Origin of the sequence: Streptomyces aureoversilis, assembly GCF_042657885.1 — a bacterium.
Classification (GTDB): Bacteria; Actinomycetota; Actinomycetes; order Streptomycetales; family Streptomycetaceae; genus Streptomyces; species Streptomyces aureoversilis.
In genome coordinates this window covers 691,669-708,878 of sequence record NZ_JBHSKJ010000001.1, presented here as the reverse complement: position 1 = coordinate 708,878, position 17,210 = coordinate 691,669, and the positions used below count along the sequence as shown (strand labels likewise).

At 70.9% G+C, this 17,210-nt stretch carries 18 protein-coding genes and 1 pseudogene; 2 read left to right on the top strand and 17 right to left on the bottom strand.

Features of this window, described 5'->3' with window-relative positions; all coding sequences use genetic code 11:
• Positions 1-18: 18 nt before the first annotated feature.
• The 5 genes from ACFPP6_RS02710 to ACFPP6_RS02690 all read right to left on the bottom strand — a co-directional run bounded on the left by ACFPP6_RS02710 (position 19) and on the right by ACFPP6_RS02690 (position 3,462).
• Positions 19-822, bottom strand: coding sequence for an alpha/beta fold hydrolase (locus ACFPP6_RS02710; RefSeq protein ID WP_382036662.1), 804 nt, complete (start codon positions 820-822; stop codon positions 19-21).
• Positions 823-872: 50 nt separating this feature from the next.
• Entirely contained in the window at positions 873-1,496 is a 624-nt protein-coding gene (locus tag ACFPP6_RS02705; RefSeq protein WP_382036660.1) for a TetR/AcrR family transcriptional regulator, read from the bottom strand.
• A 134-nt stretch (positions 1,497-1,630) separates the two neighbouring features.
• Positions 1,631-2,035, bottom strand: coding sequence for a hypothetical protein (locus ACFPP6_RS02700; protein WP_382036658.1), 405 nt, complete (start codon positions 2,033-2,035; stop codon positions 1,631-1,633).
• Positions 2,036-2,192: 157 nt separating this feature from the next.
• Entirely contained in the window at positions 2,193-3,212 is a 1,020-nt protein-coding gene (locus ACFPP6_RS02695) for an alpha/beta hydrolase (RefSeq protein ID WP_382036655.1), read from the bottom strand.
• On the bottom strand, positions 3,205-3,462 hold the full coding sequence (locus ACFPP6_RS02690) for a hypothetical protein (protein WP_382036652.1): 258 nt from the start codon (positions 3,460-3,462) through the stop codon (positions 3,205-3,207). Before ACFPP6_RS02690 ends, ACFPP6_RS02695 begins: the two co-directional genes overlap by 8 nt.
• An 89-nt stretch (positions 3,463-3,551) precedes the next feature.
• Between ACFPP6_RS02690 and ACFPP6_RS02685 the strand changes: the two genes are divergently transcribed.
• Positions 3,552-4,154, top strand: coding sequence for a TetR/AcrR family transcriptional regulator (locus tag ACFPP6_RS02685; RefSeq protein ID WP_382036651.1), 603 nt, complete (start codon positions 3,552-3,554; stop codon positions 4,152-4,154).
• Positions 4,155-4,234: 80 nt separating this feature from the next.
• Positions 4,235-4,627 (top strand): VOC family protein, encoded by a 393-nt coding sequence (locus ACFPP6_RS02680; RefSeq protein WP_382036648.1) that lies wholly within the window; start codon positions 4,235-4,237, stop codon positions 4,625-4,627.
• A 185-nt stretch (positions 4,628-4,812) separates the two neighbouring features.
• On the opposite strand, the gene ACFPP6_RS02675 is transcribed toward ACFPP6_RS02680, so the two are convergent.
• From ACFPP6_RS02675 to ACFPP6_RS02620, 12 genes and pseudogenes are all read right to left on the bottom strand, one after another.
• On the bottom strand, positions 4,813-5,622 hold the full coding sequence (locus tag ACFPP6_RS02675) for an SDR family NAD(P)-dependent oxidoreductase (RefSeq protein ID WP_382036646.1): 810 nt from the start codon (positions 5,620-5,622) through the stop codon (positions 4,813-4,815).
• 436 nt (positions 5,623-6,058) lie between these two features.
• Entirely contained in the window at positions 6,059-6,847 is a 789-nt protein-coding gene (locus tag ACFPP6_RS02670) for an ABC transporter permease (RefSeq protein WP_382036643.1), read from the bottom strand.
• Positions 6,844-7,842, bottom strand: coding sequence for an ATP-binding cassette domain-containing protein (locus ACFPP6_RS02665; protein ID WP_382036641.1), 999 nt, complete (start codon positions 7,840-7,842; stop codon positions 6,844-6,846). The genes ACFPP6_RS02670 and ACFPP6_RS02665 overlap by 4 nt, the downstream gene beginning before the upstream one ends.
• Positions 7,843-7,907: 65 nt before the next feature.
• On the bottom strand, positions 7,908-8,756 hold the full coding sequence (locus ACFPP6_RS02660) for a DUF4097 family beta strand repeat-containing protein (protein WP_382036638.1): 849 nt from the start codon (positions 8,754-8,756) through the stop codon (positions 7,908-7,910).
• Between the two features lie 83 nt (positions 8,757-8,839).
• Positions 8,840-9,373: a hypothetical protein gene (locus ACFPP6_RS02655; protein ID WP_382036636.1), complete on the bottom strand. Its 534-nt coding sequence runs from the start codon at positions 9,371-9,373 to the stop codon at positions 8,840-8,842.
• A 619-nt stretch (positions 9,374-9,992) separates the two neighbouring features.
• A pseudogene (locus ACFPP6_RS02650) lies at positions 9,993-10,583 on the bottom strand (TetR/AcrR family transcriptional regulator); the annotation flags it as partial.
• A gap of 50 nt (positions 10,584-10,633) precedes the next feature.
• A complete protein-coding gene (locus tag ACFPP6_RS02645; RefSeq protein ID WP_382036634.1) occupies positions 10,634-11,596 on the bottom strand; it encodes a quinone oxidoreductase family protein in 963 nt (320 codons plus the stop codon).
• A gap of 125 nt (positions 11,597-11,721) precedes the next feature.
• A complete protein-coding gene (locus tag ACFPP6_RS02640; RefSeq protein WP_382036632.1) occupies positions 11,722-12,273 on the bottom strand; it encodes a CGNR zinc finger domain-containing protein in 552 nt (183 codons plus the stop codon).
• A gap of 65 nt (positions 12,274-12,338) precedes the next feature.
• The gene (locus tag ACFPP6_RS02635) at positions 12,339-13,973 is read right to left on the bottom strand and encodes an ABC-F family ATP-binding cassette domain-containing protein (RefSeq protein WP_382036630.1); all 1,635 of its coding nucleotides are present in this window, start codon (positions 13,971-13,973) and stop codon (positions 12,339-12,341) included.
• A 296-nt stretch (positions 13,974-14,269) separates the two neighbouring features.
• Entirely contained in the window at positions 14,270-14,464 is a 195-nt protein-coding gene (locus ACFPP6_RS02630) for a hypothetical protein (RefSeq protein WP_382036628.1), read from the bottom strand.
• 207 nt (positions 14,465-14,671) lie between these two features.
• Positions 14,672-15,382 (bottom strand): thioesterase II family protein, encoded by a 711-nt coding sequence (locus ACFPP6_RS02625; RefSeq protein ID WP_382036625.1) that lies wholly within the window; start codon positions 15,380-15,382, stop codon positions 14,672-14,674.
• Positions 15,383-15,528: 146 nt separating this feature from the next.
• Positions 15,529-17,139, bottom strand: a complete 1,611-nt coding sequence (locus tag ACFPP6_RS02620; protein ID WP_382036795.1) for a GMC oxidoreductase — start codon at positions 17,137-17,139, stop codon at positions 15,529-15,531.
• Positions 17,140-17,210: the final 71 nt, after the last annotated feature.

Genomic DNA, 17,210 nt, shown 5'->3' with positions numbered 1-17,210 from the left:
CCCAGCCGAGACGTACGCTCACTCAACCCCGTCCAAAAACGGGACGATCGCATCGATGAAGTGCTCGTTCCGGTCGCCGACCACCATGTGCCCCGCGTCGGCCACATCGACGCGCCGGGCGTTGGGAACCCTGTCGCAGAACTGCTCGGCGATGTCTTCGCGCACCACGTCGCTGATTCCGCCGCGGACGAGCAGGATCGGCACGTCGGCGTGGCGCGCGGCGTCGAGGAGACGATCCGCCATGCCGGGCGGGTCCGTCCGGGCCTCGAAACTGTCCAGCAGCCGGGGGTCCCAGTGCCAGACCCAGCGGTCGCCGCGGCGTCGCAGGTTGTTCCGCAACCCCTCCGGGTCGTGCGGACGGGGGCGATGCGGCAGGTAGGCGGACACCATCGCGGCCGCTTCCCCGACGCTGGCGAAACCGTCCGGCCGGCGGCGCATGAACTCGATGATCCGGCGAACCCCGCGAGGGTCCGGTCTATGGGCCACGTCGACGAGCACCAGAGCGCGAATCGCCGCCCTGGGTGGCTCTCCGGCAGCAAGCAGTGAACTCAGACCCCCGAGCGAGGCGCCAATGAGTACCGGGCGACGGCCGAGTTCGGCGACGAGCGCCCGGACGTCCGCGGCGAACAGGTCGACGTCGTAGTCACCATCGGCCGACCATTCACTCGTGCCGTGCCCGCGCAGGTCCGGGGCGATGACCCGCCACCCCAGCTCGGCCAGTCGAGGGCCGCTCCGCCCCCAAGCACGTCGCGTCTGGCCGCCGCCGTGCAGCAGGACAAGAGGTGGCGAGGACGCCCCGCCCCACTCATCCGCCGCGAGCACGATCCCACCGCGGCCCACGAAGCTCCGGGGCCGTGGCAGCGCGCCGGCCGTCATACCGCGCCTCGGGTCCGCAGCGGCGCCAGCAGCTGGTCACGGTAGGGATCCGCAGCCGCCGCCGCGAGCGCGACGTCCAGTGCGAACAGGGCACGCGCGAGGAACCGGTCGTCGTCGATCAGGCCGACGACCCACTGATGCAGCGCTCCCACGCACGAGGTGCCGACAACGGCGGCCAGCGCGTCGGTGTCGATGTCGGCGTGCAGAAGGCCCTGTGTCCGCGCATCCGCCATCGCCTGGCGGAGCCGGGTGAGCGGACTGCGGTCGAGCACAAGGCCGCTTTCCTCCCACTCACGCACCATGCGACGCGCCACGACCGGGTCGCCCACGAACAACAGGACGGTCGACCTGACGACCTCCCGCGGGTCCCCGGCCCCCAGCACCGCCAAGCGGCGCTCGAGTTCATCCATGAACCCGGCGGCGAGCGCCTCCCAGATCTTGTCGCGCGATCCGATCAGGTTGTACACGGTGGCCGGTGCGACCTCCGCCCGCTCGGCGATCCGCTCGACACTGACCACCGACTCCGGGCTGTCCCGCAGGAGTTCGCGCGCCGCCTCGAGGATCCGGATCCGCCGCCGGGCCTTGTGCTGCTCACGCAGCCCGCCTTCGACCGTCTGCATACGCGCACACCCCTCCGCAAAACTTAGAGAGCCCTCTAAAAACTAGAGGCACCTCTGGACGCGGTCAACCATTGAGGTAGTGGGCAGCACAGACCGCCGCGAAGCCGAACCGAACCGGGCCGGACCGGACCGGCTCAGTATCCGGGGACCGAGCCCGGCTCCGGGAGGCTTCCCTTGGGCAGGCTGTCCCTCGCCGCCCCGGTCATGGCGCCGCCGAGGGACTGTCCCGCCGACCCCGCCGTCTGTCCGATGAACTGCTGGACGCCGGAGGTCGTCTGCCTCAGGGCACCGCCGCCCGCCCGGCCGACCGCGGGCAGGGTCCTCCCGAGTTCGCCGCCTCCGGCCGCCCGGCCCAGCTCCGCCGTCGTCTTCCGCAGGGCGTTGTCCACCGTCCCGGTCACCCTTTCCGGGTCGATACCCCCTCCGACCAGGTCGATGCCCGGCGCCCCGCCCGCGGCATGGGCAACGGCGCCCGGGCCGGTGACGCCTGCGCTCAGCGCGGCCGCGGTCAGGGCAGCCGCCGCGAGGACTCGTCGCATCCAGACTCCTTCAGTCAATTCCGGCAAGACGGGCCTTTATGGCAAGAACGAGCCGGAGGAGCTCCCGGACACGTCACCCGTTCGCCACACCCCCGACCAGGTCGCGAGCCGACGGCGGACCCCTGCGGCCTCTCCCCGCGTCGCGCCGGGCATGACCTCATGCCAGGCCCGCGAGGACAGTGGCCAAAGGGGCCGGGTCGGCGGGGCCCAGGTGCGGGGCGGGCAGGGAGTGGACGTCGAACCGGTTGCCGGGTGTTGCCGCGTCCGCCTCCTTGATCATGCGGTTCTGGAGGGCGAGCGGGATGCTGCGGTCGAGGGTGAAGCGAAGGTAGCTGCGGGGGATGCGGCCCCACGTCGCCGGGTGGCCGCGGGCGTCGTCGCGGATGAGCGAGGCCGATTCGTCCGGCTCGAAGGTGTTGAGCGCGTTGCGGAAGGCCGCGTCGCTGTACTCCGCCGCGAAAGCGGCCTTCGCCTTGGCGACGAAGTCGGGGTCCGCCGAGCGCCAGTTGTTGCGGAGGACGCCGGTCCGCTCGGGATCGCCGACGCTCGCAATGGTGGGGAGCAGCGTCGTCCTCCCCTCCGGGACCAGGAAGCAGTCGAGGATGGTGCGTATCCGGACGCAGCAGAACGCCGACAGGTACACCAGCCGCGCTATCGCGTCCGGCACCTGATTGCCCACCCTGGTGATCGTGGCACCGCCCATGCTGTGGCCGACCAGGATGACCGGGCCCTGCCGGGCGACGCGGCGCACGACGCCCACGACGTGACGGACGTTGTCCTCCAGGGTCGTCCCGGAGAGGACCGGCGACGGAGCGGTCGCGAAGGCAGCCGGGTCCTGCGGCGCCTGGTAGGAGGGTGGGAAGTTCGCCTGCACTCCATGCCCGGGGAGGTCGACGGCGAGCGCGCGGTGGCCCTCCAGGGTGAGCGCGGCGATCAGGGGGGCGAAGGCGTAGGCGTTGCTGTTGGCACCGTGGACGAGGAGGAACGTCGGCTGCTTGCTGGTCGCGCCCTCCTCCCTCCCGGCGTGCGCGCCGAGCAGGCTGCCCGCCGCGGCACCCGCACCGGCCGCGGCGACCACCGCCCCGGCCCGCCGCAACAGACGCCGCCTGCCGACTCCACCGGTCGGGGCGTCGCCGGACGTCCCGACGGGCGGGGACGCGTTCGCCGGCTCAGGCACGTGCTCGCCGTTCCGCGCCGCGTGCGACCTGTGCCCAGCCGAGGAGTACCGCGCCGATGGCGCCGACGGCCAGGTCGGTCCACTGCGGAAGCCCTGCGCCCCTGAGGAGGCCGGCCACGCCGAAGCTCGTGCTCCACAGCGCCTCGGTGAGGGCCGACCCGAAGCCCTGCACGAACAGGATCACCCCCAGGAGCCAGCGGGTGCGCTGCCAACTGCTCCGACGGTGTCGCCTTGTGCTCGTCACGGTCATGTCGTTTCCTCCGGTCGTCGGGCAAGGGATTCGGCGCGAGGGATTCGATACGTTCGTATCGATACGAAAGTATCACTAGAATCGGAGGCATGCCCAGACAGGTGGATTACGACAGCCGGCGGCGTCAGATCGTGGCGGCGGCCTTCGCCCTCGTCAGCGAACAAGGACTTGAGGGGATGACCATGCGCGACGTCGCGGCCCGGGCCGGCGTCTCGGTCGGAGCCGTGCAGCGCTGCTTCCCCAGCAAGGACGAGATGATGGCCTCCGTCGTGGAGGACATGAACGAGCGGGTCGGCGCGCGCGTACGGGGCCGGATCGCGGACTCCGCCGACCCGGACTCGGCGGCGACGATGCTGCAGCACACACTCGCCGGCATCATGCCGCACGACGAACCGGCCCTGGCGGAGAACCGGGTCTGGCTCGCCTTCGCCGCCCACGCGGCCGTCACCCCCACCCTGGCAGCCGTCCAGCGCGAACAGTACGAGGGGCTTGCGGAGCTCGTCGCTCTGCTGCTCCGCACGGCACAGGCATCCGGAGACGTCCGCCCGGACGCCGATGCCGGCGAGGAGGCGGACGCCCTGATCGCCCTCGCCGACGGACTCAGCATGCAGATCCTGATGGGCCGCCACACCCCCGACTCCGCCCTGGCGACACTCGACCGGCGACTCGCCACGCTCTGGGCCGCACAGTGACCCGAGTACGGTGTCCGGCCGCACGAACACCAAAATGAAGTACGAACGTGACCCGCTGCCTGAAACCTGGAGGTCCTGACATGACCAGTAAGTTCACCGAGCTTGCGATCGACTGTGCCGATCCCCACGGTCTCGCCCGGTTCTGGTGCTCGGTCCTCGGTTACGAGGTGCAGGACGAGGACGAAGCCGACGGGGTCGTCACCATCGGCTCCCCTGCCGTGCCGGAGGACAAGAACCGCCTTGGCCCGGTGCCACCGGTGTTGACCTTCGCGCGCGTGCCCGAGGGCAAGACCGTCAAGAACAGGCTCCACCTCGACGTCAGCCCGGCCGACAGGGAGCAGGACGAAGAAGTCCGTCGCCTGCTCGGCCTGGGTGCTCGATACGCCGACGTCGGCCAAGGCGACGAGCGCTGGGTCGTACTCGCCGACCCGGAGGGGAACGAGTTCTGCGTCCTTGCGGACCGCCGCCCCTGATCGGTCACGCCGCCGCCCATCACGGCAGGAATCCACTCCGTGCGCGTACGAGGCGGCGGGCGGCGCGGAACCATCCCCCTGGTTCCGCGCCGCCCGCCGGTCGGTGACGTCGGCCGTCAGCTGGAGGTCCTCCTCCAGGAATTCAGGCTTTCAAGCCCGGCCTTCGGGCTTTCGGTCACAGGCCCTCAAGCGGCTTTGGCGACCAGCTGGTCGGCGAGCTTGCACAGGCGGCGGACCGTGCGGTCCTCCATGGCCACGGGCGCGGCCGGAGAGAGCGCGGTGCGGTCGTAATAGGCGCCCGGGACGATCTCGGTGGCCGGGTCGCACAGGCGCGCAACGCGCTGCGCGCCCTCGACGGCGGAGTCGCCCTCGTGCGCGTAGAGCGGGAGCAGGGCGGTGTCGCAGATGCCGGGGTGGACGCTGACGGAGGTCCAGGGCGCCTTCTCGCGGGTGGAGATCGTCAGGGCGAGCTGGGACTGGGCGTAGGCGGCGAGGCGGGAGTAGCGCTTGGCGCGGTGGGGGTCGTTCCAGGCGATGGAGGCCGTGCGGTGCATGGCGGAGGAGACGTTGACGACGCGGCTGCCGGGCCGGGCGGACAGCGGGCCGGACAGCTCGTGGGTGAGGAGGTAGGCGGCCAGGAAGTTGACCTGGAAGGAGAGTTCGTTGCCGTCGGCGGTCACGGTGCGGCGCTCGGGAGCGGCGACTGCCGCGTTGTTGACGAGGACGTCCAGGGCGGGGTGCCCGTCGGCGATCCGGGCGGCCATGCTCCGTACCTCGTCGAGGCGGGAGAAGTCCGCGACGGCCAGGCACAGGCGCGAAGCGTCGGCGCCTGAGGCCACCAGCCGGCCGACGGCGTTCTGCCCGGAAACCACGTCCGGCGCGTGCACGATGACGGTGCAGCCCCGGCCCTCCAGCAATCGGGCGGTCTCCCAGCCGATGCCGGAGGTGGCGCCGGTGACCAGCACGGTCCGGGAGGCGGGCGGGACAGAAGACATGGTGATCCACTCCGGGATATGGGCAAGCGGGAAGGCGTCACCGGGCGCTCGGGAGCGCCGGCGAGCAGGTACGAGAGGTCGATGCGGTTCGGCGGCGGACCGCCCGCGCTCCGAGGTGCGTGGCGGTGTTGCTCGTGCCGCTCAGAGCACCGCGTTCACCCCACCGGCGGCGAACAGCGCGCAGGACGCGGCGACGCCGTATGAGGCGGCCGGTCGTCGTGGCGCAAGGAGCTGTTCACGTCGTCCAGTCAACGAGGCCGCCGCCCCGGTTTCAACCGGCATCCCGCTTTCCTGATGCCTCCCTGATACGAGGCCGGCCGGCCGCCCGGCCGCCCCGGTGAGAACGCGGACGGGGCGGCGTACGCCGACGCGGGGCCGGAGTGCGCCGCCCTCGGGCGGGACGAGTTGCGGGAGGCGGCCCGCGCGGTCGTCTCGGTTACTTCGGATCGCGGTTGAAGACCGCCTTCGACCAGAAGTAGCCGAGCGCGGAGAGAACCAGGCACCAGGCGACCGCGATCCACCCGTTGTTGCCGATCTCGGTGCCGAGCAGCAGCCCGCGCAGGGTCTCGATGGCCGGAGTGAACGGCTGGTACTCGGCGATCGGCTGGAACCAGCCCGGCATCGCGTCGACCGGGACGAAGGCGCTGGAGATGAGCGGGAGGACGATCAGCGGCAGCGCATTGTTGCTGGCCGCCTCGGCGTTCGGGCTGACCATGCCCATCCCGACCGCGATCCATGTGAGCGCCAGGGCGACCAGCGCCATCAGCCCGAACGCCGCCAGCCACTCCAGGGCCGTGGCATTCGTGGCCCGGAAGCCGATGGCCACGGCGACGGCACCCACGAGGACCACGCTCGCGACCGACTGCAGCACGCTGCCGATGACGTGCCCGATGAGCACCGAGCCTCGGTGGATCGCCATCGTGCGGAAGCGGGCGATGATGCCCTCGGTCATGTCGTTGGAGACGGACACCGCGGTCCCGACCACGGTGCCGCCGATGGTCATCATCAGGATGCCCGGCACGACGTAGGCGATGTACTCGGAGCGGTCGGCGCCGCCGCCCATGCCTGCGCTCATCACGTCACCGAAGATGTAGACGAAGAGCAGCAGCAGGACGATCGGTGTCAGCAGCAGGTTCAGGGTGAGGGACGGGTAGCGCCGCGCGTGCAGGAGATTGCGGCGCAGCATCGTGGACGAGTCGCGCAGGGCGAGGGAGAGGGAGCTCATCGGACAGCCTCCTTCGGCTGGTTCGGCTGGTTGGAGGCGGTCAGGGCGAAGAAGACGTCGTCGAGGTCGGGGGTGTGCACGGTCAGCTCGTCCGCTTCGATGCCGGCGGAGTCCAGCCAGTCGAGGATGGAGCGCAGCTCGCGCTGGCTGCCGTCGCTGGGGATCTGCAGCGACAGCGCCTCGTCGTCCCGGGTGACCTCGCGCAGCGCGGAGGCGGCGGACTGGTACGCGAGCGGGTCGGAGAACCGCAGCCGCACGTGTCCGCCCGGGATGAGCCGCTTCAGCTCCTCGGCCGTGCCCTCGGCGGCGATCTTGCCGTCGTTCAGCACCGCGATGCGGTCGGCGAGCTCGTCGGCCTCCTCCAGGTACTGGGTGGTGAGGAAGACCGTCGCCCCTTCGGAGACCAGTTCGCGGATGATGCCCCACATGTTGTGGCGGGAGCGCGGGTCGAGGCCGGTGGTCGGCTCGTCGAGGAAGATGATCCGCGGTTTGCCGACCAGGGTCATGGCGATGTCGAGACGGCGCTTCATGCCGCCGGAGTAGGTGGAGGCGGGCTTCTTCGCCGCCTCCACCAGGTCGAAGCGCTCCAGCAGCTCGGCGGCGACCCGCCGCCCCTCGCGCTTGGACAGGTGGTGCAGATCCGCCATGAGGAGCATGTTCTCCTCACCGGTGATCAGCCCGTCGACGGCGGAGAACTGCCCGGTAACGCCGATGGCGGCGCGCACCCCGTCCGGTGACTTGGCGACGTCGTGGCCCGCGACCTGGACCTGCCCGCCGTCGGCGGTGATGAGTGTGGACAGGATCTTCACGACGGTGGTCTTGCCGGCGCCGTTGGGCCCGAGCAGCCCGAAGACCGAGCCGGCCGGGATGCGCAGGTCGATGCCGTCGAGGACGGTCTTGTCGCCGTACGACTTGCGCAGGCCGATGGCGGAGACGGCGGCCGGCGACGTGTGGCCGTCGGTCCACTTAGGCGTGGACATGACAGAAGAAGGCATGAGGCCCTCCGTTCGAAGGCTGAAATGAGTGGGGATGAGGACGAGACAGGACGAGGATGTGCTGCTCAGACCTTGGCGCGGAGGATGTCGATGTTGCCGTACCGGGTACGGGCGCGGACCTCGACGGTGTCCTCGGTCTTCTCCGGGGCCTCGGACGCGGTGAGCGTGTTGCGCACCTGCCCGGAGCCCGAGTGGACGTCGAGCCAGGCGGCGGTGCCCTCGCGGATGCCGACCTCGATGGCACCGTAGGAGGTCTCCAACTGGAGGGTCCCGCGGGCCGCTTCGCCCACGCGCACGGTGCCGTGGGCGGTGGTGGCGGTGACCGAGGCCTCGGCGCGCGCGATGATGATGTCGCCGTTGGCGCCGCGCACCCGCAGGTCGCCGCCCGCGGCGCCGACGGTCGTGGTGCCGTGCGAGTTCTTCAGGACGGCCGGGCCGTCGACGGTGCCCACGCGCAGGCTGCCGGTGCTGGTGCTGATCTCGGCCGTGCCCTCGACGCGGTCCACGGTGATCGAGCCGTGGGAGGCGGTCAGCGTCAGCGGGCCGGTGGTGTCGAGGCGGACGTCGCCGGACGAGGTCTTCACGCCGACCTCGCCGAGCCGGCCCTCGCCGAGCACCTGGGTCCAGGCGCCGTCCACGTCGACGTGCGAGCCCGTGGGCAGTTCGACCGTCACGTCGACGATGCCGGGGCGGCCGAGGCCGAGCAGATTGCCCTTGGGCGTCCTGACGGTCAGTACGCCGCCCGCGTACGTGACCTCGGTCTGGTCGGCCGTCCGCACGTCCCGGTCCTTCTTCGGGTCGCGGGGCAGCACCTCGACGACGGTGTCGAAGCGGGCGCCCGCGGTGAACCGGATGGAACCGGCCTCCACGTGAGCCGTGGCCGAGATCGGTTCGGGAGTGTCGAAAGAAGGCATGGCTGTCCCGTCCTCTTGAGTCGTGGTGCGGATGAAGTGGTGCGGGGAAGTACTGCGGGGCAGTACTGCGGGCGCGGGGGCGGCTAGCGCACCCAGCCCGTGATGTTCTGTCCGACGGCCCGGGCCTTCTCCGTCGGACGCGGCCGGGTGCCGCCGTCGACCGCAGCCGACACGGTGCGCACCAGCCACGCGTTGACCGACAGGCCCTCGCGACTCGCGGCCTCCTCGGCGCGGGCCTTGAGGTGGGCCGGCAGCCGCAGATTGACGCGGGCGGTGCCGCCCTCGTCGCCGTCGGCCGGGGCCGGGGCCGGCCGATCCGGGGCCTTGGACAGTTCGAGGGGCGCGGCCGATTCGGCGAAGGCGCCGCCGTCGGTGGGCCGCAGGGTCACCACGAAGTCGGGATCCAGCCCGCGCAGCCGTATGTCGACCGAGCCGGGGGCGAGCTCGCGAGTGATCTCGTCCATCGCGGCGGAAAGCACGTTGAGCATGGTCAGACGGGTCGCCGACTCCAGAGGAGCGGTGAGCCGCTCGGCCAGCTCGCGGGCACCTTCCCCGCCGGCCTCGGCGGCCACCGCGAGTTCGCGGCGGAGGGTGTCGACGTACGGGGTGAGGTCCATGACGTCATCATGGCAGCGTCATGGCGCCATCCGCAAGTCCGAGTGGCGCCTTGCATGCGCGAGGCCAGGGGTGTGGCGCCCTGACCTGCAGAAAGAGGACTGGATCAACCTGGGTCATGGCGGCGCCAGCCGCGCTCAGGCCGTCTCGGGAGGGCGGAATGACGCCGGGCGCCACCGGGTGGCGCCGGTTGGCGTCGATTGGCGTCGGTTGGCGCCACCCGGCATCATGTGACGCCATGGGATACGGCAGGAAAGGATGACCTCCCCTGCCTCGCAGCTTGCCGCTGAGCCCCGAGCCCACCCGTGGGCCGCACGATCAGGCCTGCCCGGCAGAGCCGAACCGGCCGATGGGCGCGTAGTCGCCGCGGTAGGTACGCACCGCCATCCCGAAGCCCGAGCCGCCCTGCATGCCGAGGCCGAGCGGCACCTGGGCGTTGTCGGCCACGGTGTCCCGAGCGGCTTGCGCGACGAGTCCGGGAAGATTCCCGGACTCGACATGCCGTGTCAGCGCCTCGCGCATCCTGCGCAGGATCCGTGGATGGCGGCCCACGGGACAGCCGATGAGCTCGGGTGCCGTTCGAGCGTCCCAGGAGAGACGCCCGCCCGGACAGGGGTGGGCGCGGGCAGGTCCCCGCAAGTGGGTGATGCCCTGGTCCAGGGCGGCTTCCAGGTGTTCGATGCTTCCTGTCGTCATGAGGATCATCACGCCGCCCTGGACTCCGGCGAGGAGGGCCGCGGCCTCGCGGTCGGCGTCCAGTTCGGAGGAGACCTCGCCGGTGTCCTGCATGTGGCGGATCCCTGCGGCGAGTTGGTCCTGCCACCGCTGCAGGAGTTCACGGGCGACTGTCCGCGCGGCGTCCGTGGCCGTTCCCAGCTGGGACACGGCCGTGTGCAGGGGGCAATTCTCGCCTTGTGCTCGGTAGCGGGCGACGACCTTGTCCCGCCACTGCCACCACGCGGCCCAGCTGGTCAAAGAGCCCAGCTCCGGCTGCTGGTCGTCGATGACCCGGGCCGCCTCGTACCGGGCGACGGCCAGCAGCAGTTCGTCCTTCCCGCCGGGGAAGTAGTGGAACAGCTGGCTCTTGCTGGTCGCCGTGCGGGCCATGACGTCCTCGAGCCGCAGGGAGAACACGCCCTCATCCCGGATCTCCTCGGCGGCTCCCTCGATGATGCGCTGCTTGGTGGCGGCGCCCTTGCGGGTCAACGACACGTGTCCTCCGTGTGCATGAAGCGTGTCCGGTGGGGATGCGGCACGGCCGGTCAGGGCAGGAGGAGCAGCTTCCCGGTGGTCCTGCGCGACTCGATGTCCGCGTGGGCACGGGCCGCGTCCGCCAGGGCGTAGCGGCCTCCGACGCGCGGGGTGAGCCGACCGCCGAGGAGCAGGTCGAAGAGCTCTCCGGTGCGGTGGACCAGGGCCTCGCGGGTGGGCACGTGGTGGTGCACCACCGGGTACGTCAGAAGGATGCTGTTGGGCAGGTCGGTCGGCCGGAAGACCGGAACGCCCATGAAGGGGCCGTAGTACGCGTGGACCCCGTGCGGGCGCAGGGCGAGCTGTGAGGATCGGAACGTCTCGGTGCCGCCGCCGTCGTAGACGACGTCGGCTCCCCGGCCGCCGGTCAGTTCCCTGATCCGCTCCTCGAAGCCGCCGCCGGAGTGGACGAGCACGTGGTCGGCGCCGGCCTCCTTCGCGATGGGGGCCTTCTCCTCGCGGGAGACCAGGCCGATCACGTCACCGCCACGGGCCTTGATCATCTGGGTGAGCAGCAGGCCCACTCCGCCCGCCGCCGCGTGCACCACGGCCGTGTCGCCCGGACCGATCGCGTAGGTCTCCGTGCTGAGGTGGCCGGCGGTGAGTCCTTGGAGCATGACGGCGGCCGCGGTCTCGTCCGTGATGCCGTCGGGCACCTTGACCAGCGAGTCCGCCGGGACGGCGACCAACTCGGCGTAGCTGCCCGGGTGGTAGAACCAGGCCACCCTGTCGCCGACGGCCAAGCCCTCGACCCCCGCGCCCAGAGCGGTGACGTATCCCATCCCCTCGGCGCCCAGGACCACGGGAGCGGCCCAGCCGGGGCCGCCCTGCGCGCGGGCGCCGGTGTCCATGTAGTTCACTCCCGCGGCACCGAGCCGGACCAGCGCCTCGCCGGGGCCGGGTACCGGGTCAGGTAACTCGGTCCATCGCAGGACCTCGGGACCGCCGTGTTCCTCGATACGGATCGCGTGCATGGGCAGCACCTCTCTGTGCGGACGAACGTGTTCGTGAAGTGGTTCGACGAGCACAGTAGGAAGCCAGGATTGGACCCTCAAGTCCAAAGTCCGGGCGCATGGGGCGGGTACCGCTGTCACCCCGTTCAGGCGACGGCGGTCTTCCTGCGGGCGCGGTACGCGGCGGCCTTGAGCTTGTTGCCGCAGGACTCCATGCCGCACCACTGGCGCCGGCTGCCGCGCGAGCGGTCGATGTAGACGCGGGTGCACTCCGGGTTGCCGCACTCCTTCAGCAGGGGTACGTCCGGGCCGCTCAGGAGTTCCACCGCGTGCCGGGCGACGGTGGACAGCGCTTCTCGCTGCGTCGCCGCCGTCCAGCGGCCGGAGTGGGTCAGCTGCGGTGCCGCGGGAGCCCTGCGGGCCGCCTCGTTGACCACGGCCAGCGCCTCGTCGTCGAAGTCCGTGCCGAGGCGCCGGGCCGTGATCAGCTGGTAGACGGCCTCCCGTAGCGTCGTCGCCCGCCCCACGTCGGCCTGCCGGGCCGGCGAGACGGAGTCGACGATGCCGGACTCCACGTACCACGCGTCCAAGCGGTCCGGTGCCGCGAACATCTCGAATCGCGCCGTGCGGCGCGCCCGGAGCGTGGCCGCGAAGTCCAGGGCCGGGCTGCCGCACACGAAGACGTGATCCATGTTCACGTCACCATCTTGGTGGGTGACTATGACGCTCGCAAGGATCGACGGCCACAGCCGAGGTCAGCGGTTCAGGCCTGCGGTGCTCCCGTCTCCGTCAGTTCGCCGTCGGCGACCCGCAGCCATCGGTCGACGCCGATCCGTTCGAGGAAGCGTTCATCGTGGCTGACCACCACGAACGCGCCGCGGTAACACTGCAGGGCGCTCTCAAGCTGGCCCGCGCCGACCAGGTCGAGGTTGTTCGTCGGCTCGTCCAGCAGCAGGAGCTGCGGGGCCGGTTCGGCGCACAGGACGCAGGCCAGGGTGGCGCGCAGGCGTTCGCCGCCGGAGAGCACGCGCACGGGCAGGTGTGCTCGGGGGCCGCGGAAGAGGAAGCGCGCGAGCAGGTTCATCCGCTCCGCCTCCGGCCGGTGCGGGGCGAACACCGCGAAGTTCTCGGCCACGGTGCGGTCGGGGTCGAGCAGGTCCAGGCGCTGCGAGAGGGAGGCGATGCGCCCGTCGGCACGCTTGATGCTTCCGCCGTCCAGGGCCAGATCACCGGAGATCAGCCGCAGGAGCGTGGTCTTGCCCGCGCCGTTGGGGCCGGTGAGCGCGATGCGTTCGGGCCCGCGGATCGAGAGGTCGAGGCCTTCCCCCGCGAACAGGTTCCGCTCGCCGTGGCGGATCTGCATCCGCTCGCCCAGGATGACGGTGCGTCCGGCGGGGACGTCGGTGTCGGGGAGTTCCAAGGTGAGCCGCTGGTCGTCCCGTAGGGCGCGCCCCGCTTCGTCGAGCCGGGACTGTGCCTCGTGGACGCGGGTGGCGTGCATCTGGCCCGCCCGGCCGGCGGATTCCTGGGCGCCGCGCTTCATGTTCCCGGCGAAGATGCGCGGCAGGCCGGCGTTCTTGAGGTTACGGGCGGCGTTGCTCGCGCGGCGCTCGGCACGTTCGCGCGCCTGCTGCATCTCGCGCTTCTCCCGCTTCAGCTCCTGTTCGGCGTTGCGTACGTTCTTCTCCGCGACGTCCTGCTCGGCCCGCACGGCCTGCTCGTATTGGGTGAAGTTCCCTCCGTACAGCCGGAGTTCACCGCGGTCGAGTTCGGCGATGCGCTCCATGCGGTCCAGCAGGGCCCGGTCGTGGCTCACGACCAGCAGACTGCCGCTCCAGTCCGAGAGCACGTCGTAGAGCTTGTGGCGGGCTTCGAGGTCGAGGTTGTTGGTCGGTTCGTCCAGCAGCAGTACGTCGGGGCGCTTGAGCAGCTGCGCCGCCAGCCCGAGGCTGACGATCTGGCCGCCGCTGAGCGTGCCCAGGGTCCGGTCGAGGGCGATGTGGGCGAGGCCGAGCCGGTCGAGCTGGGCTCGGGTGCGCTCCTCGATGTCCCAGTCGTCGCCGATGGCCGTGAAGTGCTCCTCGCTCACATCGCCGGACTCGACGGCGTCGATGGCGCGGATCACCGCGTCGACGCCCAGGACCTCGGCCACCGTCGGCTCACCGGTCAAGGGGAGGGTCTGAGGGAGGTAGCCGATCGTGCCGTTCACGGTCAACGTGCCGGCTGTGGGGCACAGTTCACGGGCGATCAGCTTCAGGAGGGTGCTCTTGCCGGAGCCGTTCGGCGCCACGAGACCCGTACGGCCGGCGCCCACGGTGAAGGACAGGCCCTCGAAGACCGGGGTGTCGTCGGGCCAGGAGAAAGCGAGCCGGGAGCAGATGACGGAAGCGTCGGACATGGGATGACCTCGTGAGGAAAAGAGGGCAGGCCGCTCCACGAAGAAACCGCTGGGCGGGAACCGTCATGCGGAGAGCGCTGCCCCTGAGACAGGGAAGAGGGGATGACGAGACGACCACGACGGCGGCGCTGCCACATGCGCGCCTGCCGGTGGTCGATCAGATCCGGGTATCACCCGGAGATGTCGTCGTCACCCGCCATGTCTGAACTCCTCTGCGAAGGATCACTGCCGAAACAAACTTATCAGGCTCCGCGCGGCCGCCGGCAAGCCCTTTTCTCCACGGGGGGTGGTGCGCTTCAGAGCACCAGGTCCCACGCCAGACAGGTCAGCAGACTTCCCGTCCCTTCGGGGCCACTGATGTCTCGCGCGGAGCTCCTCGGCGAAGCCTCCTTCGTTTCGACCATGTCCTCGTAGGCGATCCGCTCGGGCAGCGCACCGAACCGCGCGTGGCGCATCACCGAGCCGCTGTCCTGCGTGTTGCGGTCTTCCATCGTCAGCCTCCCGTTCCCTGGGACCTCAGGAAATCCTGCGCCCGCCGGACTCCCGACGAACGCCATGGGCGTGCCATACGACTGTGACACAGCGCCCGTCACTGGTCAAACAGGTGACGCACGCCAAGTCGTCGGATATCAGCGACATTTGACCGACTGAGATCCGCCAAAATGACTCACACGTGGCGTGGGTGGGGCGGCGGGCGCCTATGCCCGTACGGGTGCCCCCAGTTGCTCGGCCAGGAGGCGCACGACCTCCATGGGGTGCTGGACCAGGAAGAAGTGCCCGCCGGGGAAGGCCTTCAGTGCGAAGGCGCCTTCGGTGTGCCCGGACCAGGCGGTGGCCTCCTCCACGGTCAGCTTCGGATCGCCGTCGCCGACCAGGCAGGTCACAGGGCTGCGCAGGGGCGGCCCGGGTTCCCAGACGTACGTTTCGGCGGCGCGGTAGTCGGCGGCCCGGTTGGCCGGGAGGATCATGCGCAGCACCTCCTCGTCGGCCGGCGGCCGGTGGACGGCCTCTCTGCGGTGCGTGGACGGGGCGCGGCGCCCGGAGACGAAGACGGCGGCGGGCACGGTGTCCTCCCGCTCCAGGCGCCGGGCGATCTCGAAGGCGAGGGAGGCGCCCAGACCGTGGCCGAACAGGGCGAGCGGGCGGTCGGTCCAGGGGAGCAAGGCGCCGAAGACCTGGTCGGCGAGGGCCGGTACGGAGTCGACGAGCGGTTCGGTGCGGCGGTCCTGGCGGCCGGGGTACTGCACGCACAGCACTTCGACGGTCTCGGGCATGGCCCGGGACAGGGGGAGGTAGAAGCCGGCGGAGCCGCCCGCGTGGGGCAGGCACACCAGCCGGACGCGGCTGTCGGGACGCGGGTGGAACCTGCGGATCCACAGGCAGTCGTCCGCGGCGAGCGGGGTGTGCACGGAGTCGTTCCTTTCCGGTTCTCCGGTGCTCCGGTCCGGGAAAGGGCACAGCGGAGTGCGGGCACCCGCCCGCGTCCTCCTGCCGGGCCGGTCCCGAGGAGGACCGGCCGGGGCCGGTCCTCCTCGGGGTTCCTCCGGTCCGCGGGTCAGGACGCGGTGACGTCCTGCTTGATGATGCGCTCGACGTTGCGCTCCGCCAGCGCCGTGATGGTCACGAAGGGGTTGACGCCGATGCTGCCGGGGATGAGCGAGCCGTCGGTGACGTAGAGGTTCTTGTAACCGGCGACCCGGCCGTAGTTGTCGGTGGCCTTGCCCAGCACGCAGCCGCCGAGCGGGTGGTAGCAGAAGTCGTCGGCGAAGGCCTTGAGCTGCTTGCCGAAGAGGTCGTACCGGTACATCGTGGTGTTGGCCTTGTTGATGCGGTCGAACAGCGACTTCGCGGCGGCGACCGCGGGCGCGTTCTGCTCCCGGGTCCAGCGCAGGTCCGCCCGGTCCTTGGCCGCGTCGTAGACGAAGGTGCCGCGCTGCGGGTTCTTGGTGATGGCCAGGTACAGGCTGACCCAGGTCTCCACGCCCGCCGGCATGGGCGCGATCTCGGCGAAGACCGGGGCGTCGGGGTTGTCCCAGTCGTCGATGCCCAGGGCGGGGATCGACGACTGCTTGGTGCCCGTGGGGTTCCACATGTGGTTGGCGCGGGCGGTCATGATGTTGCCGTTGGGGCCCCAGCCCGCGCCGATCTCGGAGCTGAGGTTCGGCAGGGTGCCGGTCTCCCGGGCCCGCAGCAGCAGTTCGGTCGAGCCGAGGCTGCCGGCGCCGAGGAAGAGGTGGCGGCAGGAGATCTCCTTGGTCGCCAGCAGCTTGCCGTCAGGGTCCTTCTGCTCCACGGTCAGCAGGTACGTGCCGTCCTTCTGCTGACGGATCGTCTTGACCTGGTGCAGGGTCTCGATGGTGACCTTGCCGGTGCCCAGGGCGGCCGCCAGGTAGCTCTTGTCGAGGGAGACCTTGCCGTGGTTGTTGCCGTAGATGACCTCGGCGGCCAGCCCGGACTTGGGCACCGTGCCGTCCGCCTCGCGCCGCATGTAGTCCCAGTCGTAGACGTTGGGCACGAAGGTGGTGCTCAGGCCCGCCTTGGCGGCCTGCTCGCGGGAGACGCGGGCGAACTTGTACCACTCGGTCTGCTCGAACCAGTTCTTGTCTATGTTGCCCACCCGGAGGGTGGAGTTGGCGCGCGGGAAGTACCGGTCGTACATCTCGGCGGCGTCGACCTGGGGCAGCACCTCCTCGAAGTACGAGCGCCGGGGCGTGACCGCCATGCCGCCGTTGACGAGCGAGCCGCCGCCGACGCCGCGTCCCACGTACACGGACATCTGGTCGAAGTTCACCCGGTCCAGGACGCCCGCGTAGGGGTCGATGTCCCGGTTGGCGAGGTCCAGCCACAGGAAGGAGCCCAGCGGGGCCTCCGTGCGGGTCTTGAACCAGCTGGAGCGCTTGTCGGGCTTGAGCATCCCGCTGAAGACGTTGCCGTCCGGGCCGGGCTGGTTCCACAGCTGGCCCATCTCCAGCATCAGCGTGGGGACCCCTGCCTCGCCGAGGCGCAGCGCGGAGACGGCCGCGCCGTAGCCGGTGCCGACCACGACGGCGGGGACGAACGTCCCGCTCCCCCCGCCGGTCCGGGCGGCGGCGGCCGCGCGGGGGGCGGCGGTGATCGTGGTCTGGCCGGCGAGTGCGGCGGCGCCCAAGGCCGCCAGGCCGAGCATGCGGCGGCGGGACAGGGGCTGGTGTGCTACCACGCTGTTTCTCCTGAGCTTTCGGGGAGAGGAAGGCGAAT

What these genes read in the sequence shown, in the direction of transcription:
- ACFPP6_RS02655 (WP_382036636.1), bottom strand. Translation starts at nt 9,373, where the DNA reads ATGGACCTCACCCCGTACGTCGACACCCTCCGCCGCGAACTCGCGGTG.
- ACFPP6_RS02660 (WP_382036638.1), bottom strand. Translation starts at nt 8,756, where the DNA reads ATGCCTTCTTTCGACACTCCCGAACCGATCTCGGCCACGGCTCACGTG.
- ACFPP6_RS02675 (WP_382036646.1), bottom strand. Translation starts at nt 5,622, where the DNA reads ATGTCTTCTGTCCCGCCCGCCTCCCGGACCGTGCTGGTCACCGGCGCC.
- ACFPP6_RS02690 (WP_382036652.1), bottom strand. Translation starts at nt 3,462, where the DNA reads ATGACCGTGACGAGCACAAGGCGACACCGTCGGAGCAGTTGGCAGCGC.
- ACFPP6_RS02680 (WP_382036648.1), top strand. Translation starts at nt 4,235, where the DNA reads ATGACCAGTAAGTTCACCGAGCTTGCGATCGACTGTGCCGATCCCCAC.
- ACFPP6_RS02665 (WP_382036641.1), bottom strand. Translation starts at nt 7,842, where the DNA reads ATGCCTTCTTCTGTCATGTCCACGCCTAAGTGGACCGACGGCCACACG.
- ACFPP6_RS02630 (WP_382036628.1), bottom strand. Translation starts at nt 14,464, where the DNA reads ATGGAAGACCGCAACACGCAGGACAGCGGCTCGGTGATGCGCCACGCG.
- ACFPP6_RS02700 (WP_382036658.1), bottom strand. Translation starts at nt 2,035, where the DNA reads ATGCGACGAGTCCTCGCGGCGGCTGCCCTGACCGCGGCCGCGCTGAGC.
- ACFPP6_RS02670 (WP_382036643.1), bottom strand. Translation starts at nt 6,847, where the DNA reads ATGAGCTCCCTCTCCCTCGCCCTGCGCGACTCGTCCACGATGCTGCGC.
- ACFPP6_RS02635 (WP_382036630.1), bottom strand. Translation starts at nt 13,973, where the DNA reads ATGTCCGACGCTTCCGTCATCTGCTCCCGGCTCGCTTTCTCCTGGCCC.
- ACFPP6_RS02685 (WP_382036651.1), top strand. Translation starts at nt 3,552, where the DNA reads ATGCCCAGACAGGTGGATTACGACAGCCGGCGGCGTCAGATCGTGGCG.
- ACFPP6_RS02620 (WP_382036795.1), bottom strand. Translation starts at nt 17,139, where the DNA reads ATGCTCGGCCTGGCGGCCTTGGGCGCCGCCGCACTCGCCGGCCAGACC.
- ACFPP6_RS02705 (WP_382036660.1), bottom strand. Translation starts at nt 1,496, where the DNA reads ATGCAGACGGTCGAAGGCGGGCTGCGTGAGCAGCACAAGGCCCGGCGG.
- ACFPP6_RS02645 (WP_382036634.1), bottom strand. Translation starts at nt 11,596, where the DNA reads ATGCACGCGATCCGTATCGAGGAACACGGCGGTCCCGAGGTCCTGCGA.